15 protein-coding genes are annotated in these 15,961 nt (G+C 68.4%); 8 read left to right on the top strand and 7 right to left on the bottom strand.

Annotated elements, in window-relative coordinates; genetic code table 11:
• Positions 1–46: 46 nt before the first annotated feature.
• Positions 47–892, bottom strand: coding sequence for a UTRA domain-containing protein (locus AB0A63_RS31735; protein ID WP_360397675.1), 846 nt, complete (start codon positions 890–892; stop codon positions 47–49).
• 157 nt (positions 893–1,049) lie between these two features.
• On the opposite strand from AB0A63_RS31735, the gene AB0A63_RS31730 reads away from it, so the two are divergent.
• The 5 genes from AB0A63_RS31730 to AB0A63_RS31710 all read left to right on the top strand — a co-directional run bounded on the left by AB0A63_RS31730 (position 1,050) and on the right by AB0A63_RS31710 (position 6,477).
• A complete protein-coding gene (locus tag AB0A63_RS31730; RefSeq protein WP_360397673.1) occupies positions 1,050–1,343 on the top strand; it encodes a hypothetical protein in 294 nt (97 codons plus the stop codon).
• 169 nt (positions 1,344–1,512) lie between these two features.
• The gene (locus tag AB0A63_RS31725) at positions 1,513–2,808 is read left to right on the top strand and encodes a hypothetical protein (RefSeq protein ID WP_360397671.1); all 1,296 of its coding nucleotides are present in this window, start codon (positions 1,513–1,515) and stop codon (positions 2,806–2,808) included.
• Positions 2,809–3,109: 301 nt separating this feature from the next.
• Positions 3,110–5,185 carry a type IV secretory system conjugative DNA transfer family protein gene (locus AB0A63_RS31720; RefSeq protein WP_360397669.1) on the top strand — a complete coding sequence of 692 codons (2,076 nt, stop codon included), beginning with the start codon at positions 3,110–3,112 and terminating at the stop codon, positions 5,183–5,185.
• Entirely contained in the window at positions 5,182–5,955 is a 774-nt protein-coding gene (locus AB0A63_RS31715; RefSeq protein ID WP_360397667.1) for a hypothetical protein, read from the top strand. The genes AB0A63_RS31720 and AB0A63_RS31715 overlap by 4 nt, the downstream gene beginning before the upstream one ends.
• Positions 5,956–6,051: 96 nt before the next feature.
• Complete coding sequence (locus AB0A63_RS31710) at positions 6,052–6,477, top strand: hypothetical protein (protein ID WP_360397665.1); 426 nt, start codon at positions 6,052–6,054, stop codon at positions 6,475–6,477.
• Between the two features lie 16 nt (positions 6,478–6,493).
• Here AB0A63_RS31710 and mobF read toward each other — a convergent pair whose 3' ends face one another.
• From mobF to AB0A63_RS31690, 4 genes are all read right to left on the bottom strand, one after another.
• Positions 6,494–11,137, bottom strand: a complete 4,644-nt coding sequence (mobF, locus tag AB0A63_RS31705) for a MobF family relaxase (RefSeq protein ID WP_360397663.1) — start codon at positions 11,135–11,137, stop codon at positions 6,494–6,496.
• A 424-nt stretch (positions 11,138–11,561) separates the two neighbouring features.
• A complete protein-coding gene (locus tag AB0A63_RS31700; RefSeq protein ID WP_360397661.1) occupies positions 11,562–12,467 on the bottom strand; it encodes a hypothetical protein in 906 nt (301 codons plus the stop codon).
• 244 nt (positions 12,468–12,711) lie between these two features.
• Positions 12,712–13,059 carry a hypothetical protein gene (locus tag AB0A63_RS31695; protein WP_360397659.1) on the bottom strand — a complete coding sequence of 116 codons (348 nt, stop codon included), beginning with the start codon at positions 13,057–13,059 and terminating at the stop codon, positions 12,712–12,714.
• 246 nt (positions 13,060–13,305) lie between these two features.
• Positions 13,306–13,674, bottom strand: a complete 369-nt coding sequence (locus AB0A63_RS31690; protein ID WP_360397657.1) for a hypothetical protein — start codon at positions 13,672–13,674, stop codon at positions 13,306–13,308.
• A gap of 138 nt (positions 13,675–13,812) precedes the next feature.
• On the opposite strand from AB0A63_RS31690, the gene AB0A63_RS31685 reads away from it, so the two are divergent.
• Positions 13,813–14,217, top strand: a complete 405-nt coding sequence (locus AB0A63_RS31685; RefSeq protein WP_360397655.1) for a hypothetical protein — start codon at positions 13,813–13,815, stop codon at positions 14,215–14,217.
• Between the two features lie 244 nt (positions 14,218–14,461).
• Positions 14,462–14,593, top strand: a complete 132-nt coding sequence (locus tag AB0A63_RS31680; RefSeq protein ID WP_360397653.1) for a hypothetical protein — start codon at positions 14,462–14,464, stop codon at positions 14,591–14,593.
• Here the strand turns inward: AB0A63_RS31680 and AB0A63_RS31675 are convergent.
• Positions 14,590–14,919 carry an ANTAR domain-containing protein gene (locus AB0A63_RS31675; RefSeq protein WP_360397651.1) on the bottom strand — a complete coding sequence of 110 codons (330 nt, stop codon included), beginning with the start codon at positions 14,917–14,919 and terminating at the stop codon, positions 14,590–14,592. The two genes, AB0A63_RS31680 and AB0A63_RS31675, sit on opposite strands and share 4 nt — an antisense overlap.
• A gap of 152 nt (positions 14,920–15,071) precedes the next feature.
• On the opposite strand from AB0A63_RS31675, the gene AB0A63_RS31670 reads away from it, so the two are divergent.
• The gene (locus AB0A63_RS31670) at positions 15,072–15,314 is read left to right on the top strand and encodes a hypothetical protein (protein ID WP_360397649.1); all 243 of its coding nucleotides are present in this window, start codon (positions 15,072–15,074) and stop codon (positions 15,312–15,314) included.
• Here AB0A63_RS31670 and AB0A63_RS31665 read toward each other — a convergent pair.
• Positions 15,254–15,958, bottom strand: coding sequence for a hypothetical protein (locus AB0A63_RS31665; RefSeq protein ID WP_360397647.1), 705 nt, complete (start codon positions 15,956–15,958; stop codon positions 15,254–15,256). The two genes, AB0A63_RS31670 and AB0A63_RS31665, sit on opposite strands and share 61 nt — an antisense overlap.
• Positions 15,959–15,961: the final 3 nt, after the last annotated feature.

The following is a 15,961-nucleotide window of genomic DNA, read 5'->3' as shown; positions in this document are numbered from 1 at the left end:
AGTTGAATGCGCATTCGTCCAGCTCGACGTGCGTGCGAGCCGATGTTCACCGCGGATTTGAATTGCTGGGAACGTCGGATGCGGCTTCGAACTTGCTGCCGTCATAGCGTTGGTCGAGGACCTCGACGACACGTCCGTGGTGGTCGATGGCAATGAGCCGCAGGCGAAGCAGTTCGGCCGTCCGTGATAGTGCGAGCTTCTCGGCGGCTTCGTCGTTGGCGGTCTCTGTCGTGATCTTGACTGTCCATCGAACTGGTCGTCCCAGGTGCTCCTCGATCAGCCGACGGGCACCGGCAAGTCCTAGGCCGGGCTCAGCAATGACCGGCAACTCGTTGCCTAGCCAGGCCGGCCGGTAGGAGATGTACGAAGCCAGCTTCTGGCTTCGGTGCGGGCTTTCGGATCGGCCGCGCTTCCAGCCCAAGATCCCCTCACGAACCGCCGAGGTGGCCATGGCAGGCACGCTGAGCAGGTATGCGATATCTGGCGGAGTTGGAAGGGGCCGCACGTCGGAGTGTTCGAGATGGTCGAAATGCACCTCGGCGCCCTGCGGATCGCTCGCGCGAAGGCGGTAGCCGAGGTCGTCGTCGCGCTCGACTACGAGTTGCAGGCTGAACCTTTCCCGATCGGATAGGTCACGGATGTAGGTTCCGTGGCCGCGAGCAGTCTCGACGACACCGAGGCTCTTGAGATGTTCGTAGGTTCGAGTCGCGGCGGAGGCGCTGACCTCGATCGTCCGGTCGCCGAGTTGGTCGCGCAGCCATGCCCCTAGGTCTTCTGCCTTCGGGAGCTTCATCCCCGCAGGAAGTTCGCCTGCCTGTGCGCGTTTTTGCAGCTCAGCGGCAATGACCCTGGGGGGCAGCTTGGCCATGGCTGGTCTCTCCTTGTCGATCACTACCGTTACTGTGCAGCAACTCCGGAGTTGTTGACAACTCCGGAGTTGCTACACAAAGATGGATCATGCTGTTGAGCTCGTACCACATGGAGGACAAAGACGGCCCTGGCCGGTGCTAGCGACACCGACCAGGGCCAGGACCCGAAGGAGCGGATCCATGAAAATCATGACGCATCACTCCAGCTGCATCACCACCGGGAGCACGGTCAACATCGCCGTTCTGCGCGGCGAGATCATCTCGCTCGACATCCGGATAGAGCGGCAGCTGCGAACGCTGCAACCTGGTCAGGCGCTCTCTGACGACCTCGTTCGCAAGCTCGCTGACTACTGCCAAGGCGTTCGCTACTTGGACAGGAACGACTGCGGTCGCGTGCACCGCTGGAGGCGTCGAGCTGTCTGCGCAGTACCTGCGGGCGCGCGGCCACAAGACATCGTCGGCGGTGCCGCATGAGCGTCGAACACGGGGTCGTGGCCTGCCGCATGCAGACCCGGAAGCCCACGACCGTGCACAGCCAGTGGCCGGCGCCGCTCGAACACCGCAGGCCGGCCGGGTGCTTCCAGCTCGCCAGCAGCACTCCAGCACACACGCCACGCAGCACGAACACTACTGAGGAGGGCGAGTGACCATCACCCACATGAGCGAGCCGCCCGGCCCTTCTGGCACCGACAGCGGCTCGGCGGAAACGCTGCTCCTCGGAGATTCCACCGACGACCGAGTTGGGCAAGCCCTGTGCGCTTCTTCCGAGAAGGAGTTCGAGCTCACCGACGCCCTCGTCAAGAAGGCCCGCAAGCAGGTTGAGCTCCAAGAAGACCCCGCTGTCGTGGACAGCTGGACGCACAACGACTACACGGCCGCCCGTGGCACCGCGGCGACGAAACGCGGCAGGAAGCGGGAGCATGAACTGGAGCTCGACGCCCTGACGCGGGCAGCTGAGCTCTCTGTCCACAAGAGGGCCAGGATCCCCGTGTTGAAGGCCAGCCTGAGGCGAATGGCCAGGACCGAGGGGATCGAGGACGCCGGTGCACACCGCCGCCGTCGAGACGCGGTCAAGCACGAGCAGAAACTCGCTGCTCAGCGTGCTGATCGGGAGCGGTGGATCGAGTATGTCAAGTTCGACGACGAGCGCCGCAACTCCCCGATGGCCGAGCGGGCGGCATGGGCCAAGACCATGAGCACGGCGGACTTGGTGATCATGGGTGCGCTCGTAATGTCGATGCTGATGGTGGCCGCGTTCACGAAGACGGGCGTCACGGAGAGGTTTCCGGGTCTGAACTGGGAAGCGATCGTGGCTTCCTACGGTCTGGACGCGGTGTTCACGTCGATGCTCGTGACGTTCATGCACATCACAACTCGCCGGGCACGCCGGGGACACAAGGTCAACTTCTGGTTGCTGCTGCCGTTCGAGGTGTTCACCGTGACTGTCTCGGTGACCCTGCTGGTGGCGCCGCGGTTGTCGATGGACAGTTACGGCAGCTCAGCGTGGTTCTTCGGTATCCCCGCCTTCGGTGTCACGGCTGCCCTGCTCGTGCATCTGGCTCGTACATTCGCCGAGGTCGCCGAGACCGAGAAGGTCAGGGCCGAGGATCAGCGCCGCCGTGCGGAGCAGGAGGCGCTGCAGGAGCGGTTGCGGGCCACCGAGCAGTGGCAGCGCGACAACGCGATCGCGGTGCTCGACACGGACACACTGAAACTGCTGGCCGACGCCGATGAGGCGCTGGCGTGCATGGCTCTGCCCGTGGGGGACTTGCAGCGGTTGGAGCCTTCTCGCAGCGAGAACAGTGACGGCCTGCCGTCGATTCATGCTCTGCAGAAGTGGATGGAGCTGAACGGCATCTCCCGTGGCGGCCGCAGGGGCGCTGAGCAGCTGCGGCTCATGATGGGCCGCCGCCGAGAGCGCACGGCCTCCGCCTCATAAGGGCAGCTCAGCGTGCCCTTGACGTGATCATCCCTGAGTGGCCGGCGCAGCGATGACCGCGGCGTTCTGACGGCCGGAATGCCCCCGTACTTCGGTGGCGAAAGTCCGCGGAATGCGAATCCGCAACGCAATGAAAGTGCTGGTCAGCTCGTCGATCAACTGAGGCTCCGGATGCTCGCGGTGCTGCCCGCGCCCCACCGGGGTGCGGGCGGTGCCGGGTCCATCCGGACCAAACTCAAGGTGCCCGAGGCAGCGCCCAGTTCGCGCTGTCTCGGGCGGCGACCACGGAGGTGCAACTCCAATGGCCAGCCTTAAGGATCTTAGGATTAGGGCGGAACGGAAAACAGGTCTCTTCAGCGCTGGTCTGCTCGCTGCGTCCATCGGGCTGGACAGCTGGGACGCCATCGCCGACAGCGGCCTGATCGATGACGTGCTCGGTGTCGGCCAGACGATCGGCGCGGTCGGTGTGGCGGTGACGGCTGGGCGTTTCTGGTGGAACAACGGCCCTGGTCAACGCTATGACGAACACCGGCGCACGTTCGACGCGGCGCTGTACGGCAGCGCATTGCTCGGCGGCAGCATCGCCTTGGACAGCTCGGCGGCGATCTCCGAGGGCGGCGCGGTGGACGCGATGCTCTCGATGGGCGAAACGTTCGGTGGCGCCGGCCTCGCGCTGGCAGCGGGCTACTACTGGTGGAATACCGGCCCTGGTGAGCGGCGTCGCGAGTGGAACCGGGCTTACCACACCGGCAGGTGGGCAGGCGCTCAGGACTACCGGCTCGCGCTGGGCAAGTACGGGCCCGGACTGCTTCGCCGACAGGTGCGCCCGCGCCTGTACGGCCGCCGGATCGACCCGGTGATCGAGAAGCTCCTCGCGAACGAGGTCATGAACTTCCTTCGCCTCAACAGGCCGTTGGACTTCATCGATCGACACATCGCACCTGGTCAAGATTCTGACTACGGCCAGTTCCTCGGCCGCAGTGTGACCGGCCGGTGGCGGGCGCGGCGCCGTAAGGTCTTCGCCTCGTTCGAGCGGTGCTTGCTCTTTGTGGCCCCACCGGGCAAAGGCAAGACCGCCATGATGATCCACCAGCTGCTCGACGCCCCCGGCGCGGCGCTGGTCGCGTCGACGAAGCCTGACCTGTGGTGGCTCACCAGCGAGCTGCGAGCGCGGAAGGGGCCGATCGCTCTGTTCAACCCGCAGGGGATGGCCGGTCTCAAGTCCACGCTGAAGTTCAACCCGTTGATCGGCTGCGAGCACTACCAGACCGCCGTGGACCGGGCATCGGACCTGGTCAGCGGCTGTAAGATGATCACCGCGATGCAGGAAGCGTCCTGGGGCGAGAAGTGCGTCGAGATTCTGTCGAAGTACCTCATGGCCGCTCGCCTGGGCGGCTACGACCTGCACAGGGTCGTGCACTGGCTCTCGCACAACTCTGACGAGGAAGCCGTCCTCATCCTGCAGCGCAACCGCAACAACCCGCAGGCCAGCGTGCCTGTGGGCTGGGCGGAGTCGCTGCACGCGGAGATGAAGTCGGACGCGGACCGCATGAAGGCCTCCATCTGGAGCCTCGCCCGCGGCGCCGTGGCGTTCATGGCCAACCCGGTCATCGCGCAGTCCTGCTCGGCCGGCGCCGACGACGCGTTCGACGCGCAGGAGTTCATCGCCAACGGCGGCACCCTGTACTTGCTCGGCGATGACCGCGACGAGACCATCGCTCCTCTGCTGAGCGCGCTGACCAGCTACATCTACGAGGAGGTGAAGAAGGCCGCACTGCTCACGGGCATCGATGGGCGCCTCGACCCGTCGTTCGGGTTCTTCTTGGACGAGGTCACGAAGATCACGCCCGTGCCAGTCCACAAGTGGGCAGCGGACGCTCGCGCTTTCGGTATCTACATCACGATCTGCTGCCAGGCGTTTTCCGCTTTGGTCGAGCGGTGGGGAGCCAACACCGTCAAGACGATCATGAACCTGTTCAGCAAGGTCGTGTTCGGCGGAGTCCAAGACCCCGACGACCTCGACGACCTCGTCAAGCTCCTCGGCCGACGCGAGTTCACCCTGGTCAGCACTGGTGAGTCTGAGTCCGCCTCGGGCACCTCGCGGTCGCGCAGCAAGGCACCGAAGGAGGAGCAGCTGCTCAAGGCCGACGAGATCGCCCAGATCCCGGACATGCACGCGATCGCGGTCATCGGCAACGCCAAGCCCGTGATGATCAAGTTCACCAAGGGCCAGGTCCGTGCCAAGAAGGAACTGGAGCAATTGCGCCGCCCCCTGCCGACCACCGAAACCACGCCAACGCAGACGCGGCCGCGCGTGTTGGCCGGCACGGCGTGGGGCGAGGTCGTCGACCTGGACGAACGCCGGGGTGCCGCGTGAGCGACCCGATCACCGACCTCGCCGCGGAGCTCCAGGGGCTGCGCGGCGAGGTAATGCCCGAGCTGGAGCGGGTCAAGGCCGAGCTGGGCGACCAGGGGACCTTCATCTCCGAGATCGGACCGCTAGTCCAGGACCACGTCGGCACGCTGGACGAGCACACCCGGAGCATCGACCTGCTGCTGGAGGAGATGCCCCGGCAGCCGCGCCACCCGCCGGTCTGCTGGTTCGAACTCGACGCTGACCAGGCAGAAGCCGCCTGGAACGGTCTCGGCGAGTGGGTGAACGACATCCTGGTCGGCCGGTACTTCGCCAACCGCGAGGGCCTGCCGGACTGCTGGCCGCTGCATCCCGGCGCGGTCGAGGAAGTGACGTGGCTATGGACGAGCTGGCGTCACGCCTACCTGCCCACGGCCGGAGCGGTGGCGGCGGCCGAGTGGCACACGCGCTGGCGCGGACATGCGCTGACCGGGGTGAAGGCGGCGATCGTCCGCGAGGCCGAGGCGCAGGCGTACGTGCGGTGTGGCGTGAACACCTCCGCACCCGACGAACCCGGTACGCACTTCGGCGAATCGCTGCCCCCGATCGGCCCCAACCCTGCTCACCAGGGCGTCGGCCTGCCACCGCTGGGCGCGGCCAGCGGTGCGAACGGCCCACAGGGCGCGGTGATCTCCGCCGAGCTGATGCTCGCCCGGCGAGACCTGTGGTGGCCGCAGTTCGTCAAAGCCCGCGAGGCGGACCTCGCGGCCCGTTCACCAGCGCCGGCGGCCTGACCTGTGACACTCGGCGGCCCCGCCCTCACCGGCGGGGCCGCCGTCGTATCACCGCAGGCCACACGGGGGTTGAACGGCCGCCCTATCCTGGTCTGCATGGCGATCAGCATCGGGTTCGACGACCAGTCCCCCGAAGTCGGGGACCTGGCCGGACCGCGGCTCGCACCGCCGGCCTACGACACAATCGCCCGCGACGAAGAGCTCTCCGGCGATGGCCCATGGCGCAACTGGCCTGGTCCGCCCATGATCATGCCCGCCGGGCTGCTCCCGGACGGCACCCGGTTCGGTGGCAACGAGATGGAGAACGCCCGCCGTATCTGCGGCCAACGGGTGAAGAGCCTGGCCGAGGCCGAGGCCACCGTCAGCGCGTATTTCGTGCAGCAGCGCCGCCTACGCCGCGAAGCCGGCCTCACCCAAGCCCGCCGTACCAGCGATGGCGTCGTCGACACCCCCGAAACGGCCGCGGCGATTCTCGCCCTGCACGCCGCGGAGACCGCGCGCCGAGGCCCTGAGACCGCCTGAAACGCCCCGAGCCTGACTACAGGAACACTTCCGGCTGGCTATCGCGCTCGGCCCGCTCACGGGCCTCCTCGGCCTCCCGAAGCAGGACGGCCTCCGCGATCGAGGCCTCCTCATCAGCGCGTTCCCGCTGCCGACGACGCTCCTCCTGAGCCGCTTCAGCCTCGCGCAACCGCTTCTCGACCTCGATCGCCTGACGGCTCGCCGACAAGCCTGCGCGCCGCTCGGCCTCCCGCATCGTCATCTCGGAGTCGTCGCGGACCTTGCCCAGGTCCACCCGCAGCTCCACCGACGGATCGTCGACGGTGAACAGCATCAGCTGATCCTCGTCGACCTCCGGCGCCGGGTAGTGCACGTCCGCCTCGGCGACCTCGTCGAGCCGGTAGCTCGTGCCGTGATCCCCGCGCACCGCCTCCGCGTCCGTGTCGACGGTGCCGGCCTCGGTGGTCGCTGCGGAGCCAGTGTCGCGCCGTCCGGCCTGCTCAGCGGCCTGCGGCTGGGCGGCTGCGGTGTCGTCGCGCACCGCTTGGCGCTCGTCGACGACCAGGTCTTTGTCGGCGAACAGCTCCAGCTGCCGCGCCTTGACCGGGTGCCGGTTCTCCAGCTCCACGGCCGCGGCCTTGGCCGACTCGGCGACGTCGCGCGTCTGGTGCACCCACGTGGTGCGCGCCGCGTCGAGCCTCTCGTAGCGCGCCGCCTGCTCGGCGAACCGCTGCACCATCCGGTCCGCGCGCTGCGCCTTCTCCCGCAGCGCGAGAACGCTGCTGGTCACCACCCCGCCATCCTGCTCCAGTTGCGCCTGCGCCTCGGCGTGACGCAGCATCGACTCCCGCTGGAACTCCTCCCGCAGCGTCAGCGTCTTCTCCAGCTCGGTCTCGACCATCACCGGCGCCCACGCGAGTTCGCACTCCCACCGCCGCACCTGCTCCCGCAGCTGCTCGTCGGACAGTTCCGCCTGGTCAGCGACCTCCTCAGGGCAGCCCATCGCCTCCCACGCCGCCGTCCACGCGACGTGCTTGACCGCGTCCTGATCACGCGACGGTGCCAAACCGATGCCCATGACATCCAGGTCGACCGCGTACATCTCGCGGTAGGCGCCCACCACGCCGACCTTGCGCGCCCACTCCTGCCGGGCCTCGGCGTCGTCGTTGTCCGGCAACGGACCGATGTCGAACAGCGCCCAGTCCGGCGGGGCCATCACCGCGGCTCGCGCGATCATCTCCACCCGCTGATCCATCAGCTCCGCGACCTCGCGGGCGAACTCCGACACCACGCCGGCGTAGGACGACACCCGATCCGTCCACGCCGTCGGCGCGACCACGCCCTCCGCCGCCCGGATCTGCTTCTGAACCCGGCCGCGCAGCACCGCGGCCGCCGAACTCGCGTCCCGCAACGAACGCGGGCTCGCCAGCGCGTCGGCGATGAGCCGCTCGATATCGTGACCAGTCATTTCCGCGTGCCGCAGGGTCGTCATGAGCCGGTCGTGCGCCGAGTCGTCGACCAGGTTCTGCAGCTGATCTGAGCCGAGCTGTGCCAGCAGCAGGTCGTGGTGCCGGTCGGTCATCACGTCCCGGGCCACCAGCTGCCACAGCGCGCCGAGCTCGCGCAGCGAGTCCGCGCTCTCCAGTTCCGCCCGGTAGGACTCGACCGCAGAGATCGCGCCTCCGTCGGTGGCGAGAACCTGCCGCATAACGTCGCTGGTAGCGATGCTGTAGGACTCCTGGTCGTGCTCGTCGCCCTCCTTCTCGGTCACCGCGTACAGGTGGTTGGCGTAGCGGCCCCGGGTGGCCTCGACGTAGACGCCGTTGCGGGACATGCCCAGCTCCACGATGGAGTGCGACGCGTCCACCGTGCGGCCCTGCACCGCGTGCACGGTGCCGGCGTAGCCGAGCGTCAGATGCTCGTCGACGTACTCGGGAGACAGGTACACCAGCGTGCCGTCGGAATGCCGCCGTGCCACGAGCTGACCAGCATCGTTAGTGCGGATCGCGGTCAGCAGCTCCCGGTTCACGACCATCTGGCCGTTCTCGGCCTCCTGCCGCCGGTCGATCTTGCGGGCCTGCAGAACGTCACCGGCACCGCATACCGTGCCGTCGCGCAGCTCGGCGAGCACCTCCTCCCCGACGACCCCCAGCGCGACGAGTTCATCGCGCACCATCCGCGACAGGTCCGCGGCGTCGGCGTTCGTCGCGGCGACCAGCACCGTTTCACGCTCTTGCAGCAGGTCAGCGAGGTAGCCGCGCACAGCGGCGGCGTTCACCTCTGCCTTCGTGCCGCCTCGCAGACGGCCCCGGCGCTCGTACTCGCGCAAGCCCTCGACGTCGCCGGCGCGCAGCAGGATCGACGCATCGGCCTCCCAGGATTTCTCACCCTGCGGCCCGGTCTTGAACCGGTGGATCTCGGTGAGCACGAACGGCGCGGCGTCCAACGCCATCAGCCGCAGCAACCCACCAGAGCCCACGGCGGAGAGTTGTTCCTGGTCGCCGGTGTACAGCAGCTTGCCGCCCGCCTTGCGGACCAGCGTCGCGATCCGCGCGAGCTTGTCGGTGTCCGCCATGCCGGCCTCGTCAACCACGATCATCGTGCCGCGCGGCAGCTGCTGACCCGCCCGCTCGTCCTCGGGCATGTACCGGGCTAGGAACGCCGCCACGTTCAGCGCTTCCAGGCCGTCGTCGCGCAGCACCTCCGTCGCGCGTTGTGACGTCGCCAAACCGAGCACTGGCGCGCCGAAGATCGACTGCCACGCCAAGTTGAGTTCACCGACGGTCCTGGACTTACCGGCACCAGCCGGTCCGATCAGCGTGTCAGCGGCCTTCCCGCTGGTCATGATCCCGACGACCGCGGTGAGCTGGTCCTCGCCCAGGCCCGCCTCACGCAGCGCGGCCGCCAGCGGCTCCCTCTCGGACTCGTGCAGCTGCGGAGCGCCCTGCAGATGCGCCTCGGCGACCAACTGCTGCTCCGCCGAGAGGTGCTCGCGCGTCACGAACCGCGCCGCACCCGAGGCGCGGTAGATCGACCGGCTGTCAGCCTGGAGTCCCTCACGCAACGCGGCAGGGACTTTCACACGCTCCTGACCAGCCAACATGAGCACATCAGCAGGGCCGTCGGGGCTCGTCGCGCGGTCTGCCAGGCGGGTGATCTCCGCCGCGGTGTTCGCGCCCCAGCGGACCTCGCCGATCAGGGTGTTGAGCTCCAGAGTCAGCGCGGTGCGGTTCCAGCTCGCGTACTTCTCCTGGGTGCGCCGGACCGCTTCCTTCAGCAGCGCGTCCTCGTCTGCGAAATGCCGCTCACCAGCGGGAACACCCTCCGTCTCGTATCGGGCGGCGGCCTCGTCGACCAGGCGGACCTGGTCCTTGAGCACCTTCTCGCCAGCGCGCACGCGGTACCGTTCCGCGATCGCCTCGGGCGAGAGCATCGACTTCGCTTTCCGCGAGCTCGCCCACGCCTCCCGGCGCATACCCTTCATCGCCTCGAAGTCAGGCTCGCATCCGTGCTGGTCGCGGTACTTGCCGACCAGTACGTCGAGGCGTTCCTGCATCTGGCGTGCCCGCGACGACGACTCGTCGCACAACGCCCGCGACACACCCAGGATCTCCCGCGCCTTGCCGTCCGGGCGCCACGCGAATCGGGCACCGGTCCACTCGCTGACCAGCTCCTCCGTCCGACGCTCGTACAGCATCGCGGCCGCACCCTTGAGCGCCTCGAACTGCTGGCTGTCCACCGCGACGATCCGCCCGTCGAGCGTCTCGCAGCGGTTGAGCATCGCGACGTGCGTGTGGATGTGCGGATCGCCCTCACGCGAACTGGAGTGCTCCCAGTACGTATTCACGAAGCCCTTGATCAGCGCGTACTCACCGATCGTGCGGCGCGATCCGTCATCGAGGGTCACGGTGGTGTGCTTGCCGACGCGGGCGGAGTCGACGTTGTCCTCCAGGAACTCCATCGCCTCGCGCACGGCCTGCCGGTGCGCCTCCAGAACCAGTTCGGCACGCGGATCACCGGCGGCGACCAGCGCAGCGTGATACACGCTCACGCTCTTGACCGGGGAATACGTGAAGTCCGAGTAGGCGCGGGCCACACGCCTGGCAGTCTTCGCCCGCCGGATCGCGGCCTCGATCGACTCCTCGGTCACGCCCGACGCGGCAGCGATGACCGTGGCGAGCCGCAACGGCGGCGCCTTGTGGACCTTCGCGACAATCTGCGCCCGGCGCCGAGTGGTCACCGAGCCGCCTTCGGCGGCGATCTTCTGCGCGACCGCGTTGTCCACCGCGCCCCTGACCAGGAGCGAGAGCTCGGCCACCTGCTCGACCGGCAGGCCGGACGCCGTGACGAGTTCCGCGACGACGCGTGCGGCCTCGCTGGCGTACTCGCGCGGCCGCGAACCCAGCGGCTCGCCGGTCTCCCAGTGCTCCAGCCGCCCGTAGACGGCGAGCATCTGCTCCTCGGTCACCTGTGCGCCGGCGGACAGGCCGACCATCTCCAAACCGCGGCCCTGCCACACCCCGGCCGGCTCGCCGTGCCCGGCACCCGCCAGCAGGTACTCCGCGCCCGACTGCTGCGCGTCGCGCGAGTGCTTGGCGTGGTCGTGTTCCGCACACCCAGCGGCCCGCAGCAGGTACCTGACACCTGCCGCGCCGACCGAAATCTGGGTGATCCGAAGCATGCCGATCATGATCCCAGACATCGTGGATGCATTGGTACATGGTTTCTAGTTTCTTGTCTGCTTTGCAACAACAATCAAATAACAATGAGTATCATTATCAATTATTCGATGAATTGGAGGAGCTGAAGCAGGGGCTGAGATGTCATGACCGTGGACCACGGCGGCGCGGCCGCCAGGCCCGCACGGCCCTGCAGGCGTTGCGCCGCGACCACGCGGTGCTCAACGCGGCCTTCACCCTGTTCACCGGCTGGCGCGGCCCCTACGCCAGGCCGGCTCGGTGCACGAGGTAGCGCCGATGTGGGCCATCGCCGTGGACCTGGCCGCGCTGGAAGTACTGCTGAGGGAGTGCGGCTCGCCGGGCGTCCCGGACTAGCCGGACCCCCTGGCGCGGTTGCCTCGGGGCGCGCGTTGCCCTGATCATCTGCTACTTGCAGTTGTCGAGCTGTCCAGGCTCCACGAGCTCGTCGACGGCGGTGACGGTACGGGCGACGCCGGCGTCGCGCATCGCGCGGCCGCGGTGCTGGCCGTTGTCGTACCAGGTCGCGCCCTCGTTCTCGTCGTGCTGCAGGACGATCGGGGCGAGGAACAGGCTCTGCACCGCCTCCAACTGCCAGCCGGTGAGACCTTCGGCGTGCGCGGCCTCGGCCAGCTCGAACTGCCACTCGTCAGGGTCCGTGCTGATCGCTGGGGTGGTGGCGAGCAGCCGCAGCGCCGTGGCGTTGGCGGCTCGCCAGTCGCCGCGGTGGTACCAGCAGCACGTCGACGGCGCTGGTGCCGGGCGCAGCCGGGCCAGCAGGTGCCGCCACCGGCGTAGCCGCACGGGCGGCATGCACTTCTCGGCGCGGAACGGCTTGTCCGGCGGCAGTGAGGTGACGGGCGTGATGACGAACTTCGTGCGGTGGACCGGCTTCGGAGCCGGAGCGGGACGTTCGCCACGCCCCAGGTCGACCTCGGAGCCGACGAGCCGGTGCAGGTGGACGGGGTTGACGACGTCCCAGTTGGCCGCGGTCAACGTGTAGTCGGGGCCGGCGTCGAAGGCGACCAGCGCGAGCATGGTCGAGTGGTGGGCGTGCATGTTCTGCACCCATAACGGCGGCTCGTCGCGCTCAGGGAAGTGGGTGCGCCAGACGCTGGCGGCGTACCGTTCCGCCCCGTTGACCAGTGAACATCCCTCGCTGGTGGCGTCCTGGGTGGCGATCACGACCGGCCGCAGCCCGTCACCGGTGTAGACCTGCAGGCGGAACGAGCCCAGCCGCCGGTCGCCGTCCATCACCTGGTGCACCGGCACGTCGAGCACCCGTGTGCGTGCGCCCGCGTCCTCGGCTAGCACCTGGCGACGGCGACGTTACGCGCGGTCGGTCACGTCTGGGCTCCTTCGTGTGCTGGTCGTCGTCATTCGATCATGCCGTGCGGACCGCGGCGCGCCGATCACGTCGCGCCCGGTCGTTCACCTGTTGGGCAGGGCGCGTTCGAGCTGGCCGTGCAGGAGGCGCACTTCATTGGTCGAGGTGCCCATCGCCCCGGTCTGGTAGTTGAAGCTCAGCAGCTCGCGGGCTTCCCCCAGGTCCGGTCCGTCAGCCGCTCGGGGTCGCGGGCTGGTGCTGGCGCAGAATCGGTGCGGTCACCACCGCGTCCGCCGACGACCCCACCGCGGCGAAGTCGACGTCGCTGACGAGCAGTCCGAGCAGTCCGAGCAGTCCGTGATGACGGTCGACGCCGAGGTACTGCCCGGTCACGGGGTCACGCAGCACCTGCCCGGCCGGTGCTCGTTTCGCTAAGCGCCACAAGGCATGGATCACCGTGCGCTCGGCGGCCTGCTCGGGCGTGCGGTGGCGTCGTTCCTGCCAGCGCGAGACAACAGCGCCGAGGACGAACGTCACCAGCACGACCGACCCGATCAGCCACCAGCTCGGGTCCATCACGACCGGGCCGCCTGCTCGCCGGCGGCCGCATGCTCGGCGTGGCGGGCGAACGCGGCGTTCATCTTGCGCTGGCTGAGCATGTGCAGGAACGAGCGGCCGTTGCAGGTGTGGCAGACGGTGGCGCAGGCGACGTCGAACCCGCCGGGCTTGCTGAACGCCGCAGTGTTCGCACGCCCGCGCGCAGGAAGCTATCGTCGCCTGGAACGCTGGCATCGCCTCGGTGCTCCTCGACGCCGCGTCTGCGAATCAAGCCTCAATGTGGGCGTTTTGGCGGACGGTGCCCTCGGCAGGCCGGTCGGGATGGTCCTCGGGCAGCCAGCGCAGACGCTCGTTGTGCCGGGCGCGCAGCGGGTCCGGCGGCAGGAACCCGGCAGGGAACGGCACTCCGCGGTGCCCCGTGGTGATCAGGGCCTGGTAGATCCGCAGGCCCTTGTACGCGGTCGACTGCTCGGTGAATCCGACGATCTCCTCGCCCTTGCGGACGGTGACCTCGGACAGCGACTCCGGCTCGGCTGGCGTGCCGCGCACGACGGTCAGGCCCAGGCCGGGCCAGTCAGCCGCGCCGGGCCCGAGGAGCTCGTCGAGCTCAGCGGCGGTGAGGAACGTGGTCGTCATGCCGGGCAGCATGGCAGGCGGCACCGACAGTTCCGCGCGCTCCCGCTCGGAGCCGATGTCGGCACGCCGCAGGAGGTTGCTCGCGCGGTAGGGATGACGGGGTGACGGCGGCCTGATAGACGCTGTCACACTCGCCCGATGACGGATCATCAGGCCAAACTGCACCGCTGCTGGCGAACGACCTCGGTCCAACCCGCTGCTCCGGGCTGGCGACTGCTGAGCATCTTCCCCAGCAGCCCGCGCGAGGTGATGCCTATCGCCGCGTGGCTCCTGCAGGAACAGCAGTACTACTTCCTCGACGAGAACGGGGACGAGGTCGCGGCCACATCACCGCATGATCGCGAGGCGAAGCTCGGCCCCGACACCAGGGTGATTCCCGCCGTCTGTGCTGAGGGCTACGACTGGGAGGTCACCGCTATCGACCTCGGGGGCCACGAGGAGATCTGGAAGGTGCTCAGCCCGAGTTGCCCGACTCCCACAGACGAGGAGTGGAACGCGGAGATCGCCCGCCGCGAGGCCAAGAAGAACGAGGCCAGCAGCTGATCATAGTTGTGAGACGACACGAGGATGTCAGTGCAACGGCGACATCTCAGTGTCAGTGACCACCGCTTGAGCTGGCAGGGATTCGCCCTGGTCATGACCGGTGAGCTTGCTGGGTAGCTCCGGTAGTTCCGGCTTGCTGGTACTCACTCGATGTGGTGACGAGAGCCGCTGAGGCGTCGTTCCCGATGTTGGATCTTCCTGACGAGGTCGTTCCCGTGCGCGGGTGGGCTGGGAGGTTCACATCGTGTCTGCCACACAGGTGCACCAGGCGCTGCTCGCCGCCGCGGCCGCGCTGGGCTCTGAGAGCGCGACCTCAGCCGACCGCAAGGCCTATCGGGTCTTCCAGCAGCGCCTGGGAACCGCAGCGACGCGCTAGGACCGGTCCGTCGACGCGGTCTCGGCGCCAGCGAACGGGCCGCCGAGCCCGTGCGCGCGAACCTCCGTGAGCACCGCCGCCACCACGGCCTCGTTGCGATCCGGGCTGCCTCCGCTGCCGACGGCCACCATGATCGCGGCGACGTCGTAGAGCTTGATGTTGCTGCGCTGGGAAATCTCTCGCAGCACGGTGAACGCCGTCTCGTCATCGAACGACAGCAGCAGCCGAACCATTCCCTTGGCCTGCTCGATCTCCGGACGGTGCACGGCGATGTCGCGCAGGGTCTTCAGCTCAGTCTCCACGTCGACCTGATCGTGCGGCTTCATGCCCTCGATCTTCGCCGAACCCCGATCTACTGACACCAGCTGTCGCCTACCTACTGACACCTCATGTCGTTTCCCAGGTCAGCCAGGCGCCGTCTCGCAGCGGGGACCTGCGCCCCGGCGACCTGGAGCCGTTCGAGACCCCGGCCGGCTGGGTGCTGCGCCCGTCCGGCGGGATGGCGTCGGTGCCGGACGTCTACGAGGTCGACCAGGTCGAGCCCGGTTACCCGCTTGACTGCGGTTCATCGGAAGGGCCGGGCTACTGGGGCGCGCGGTACACGCTGCGCAACCTGTCCCGCCCGGAAAGTCCGCTGGGCCCGCTCACGGTGCCCGCGGCTCAGCTGGTCCTGGTCGACGACGTCCCCGCGCTGCCCGCCGACGAAGTCGTCACGGCCTGACGGCGCCCGAGAAACACGAGCAGCATCAGCAGAGGCCCGAGTCCGCACACCGCGCCGACGTAGAAGACTGCAGTCAGGTCCGCGCCGGCGCGGTCGAGGGCGGCCAGCCCGCCCAGCAGCATCAGCGCGGCCGTCACGACCTTCAGCCGGTGCCGCGCCATCATCAGCGCCCGAACATCGGACGCGCGGGCGCCGAATCGCGTATCGAGTACGGCGGCCAGGTGCAGGCTGAGCGCGATGCCGTAGGGCACCCACGACACCAGCGGGTGCAGTCCGATCCGTTCGTCCAGCGCGCCGATCACGTACACCGACACCACCGCCGAACCCAGCTCGACCACGCAGGCCCCCGCGATGGTCAACCAGTCCGCGCGTCCGCCGGCCTCCGTCTGTGTCGTCATGACGCGCATCCTGCTCACCGGCGGCCTGACACGATCGGATGACCCGGTCCCCGCGTAGGTCAACGGCCCTCCGCGTCCTTGGTCATCAAGCCCGGTCCCAGCCGCCGCCGGACCGCCCGCCGCGCCACGCTGACCGACGGCGGCGCCGAAACGGGCAGGACGAACCACCCGCGCGGGTTCATCGCTCGACGTCAGTGCCGCGCGCAGCCGCAGCGCCAGATCCTCGCGGTGGTCGGGCACGGACATGCC

The organism is Lentzea sp. NPDC042327, assembly GCF_040647275.1.
In the GTDB taxonomy this organism is placed as follows: domain Bacteria; phylum Actinomycetota; class Actinomycetes; order Mycobacteriales; family Pseudonocardiaceae; genus Lentzea.
The sequence above is the reverse complement of the archived record's forward strand: the minus strand, read 5'-3'. Positions and strand labels throughout refer to the sequence as shown.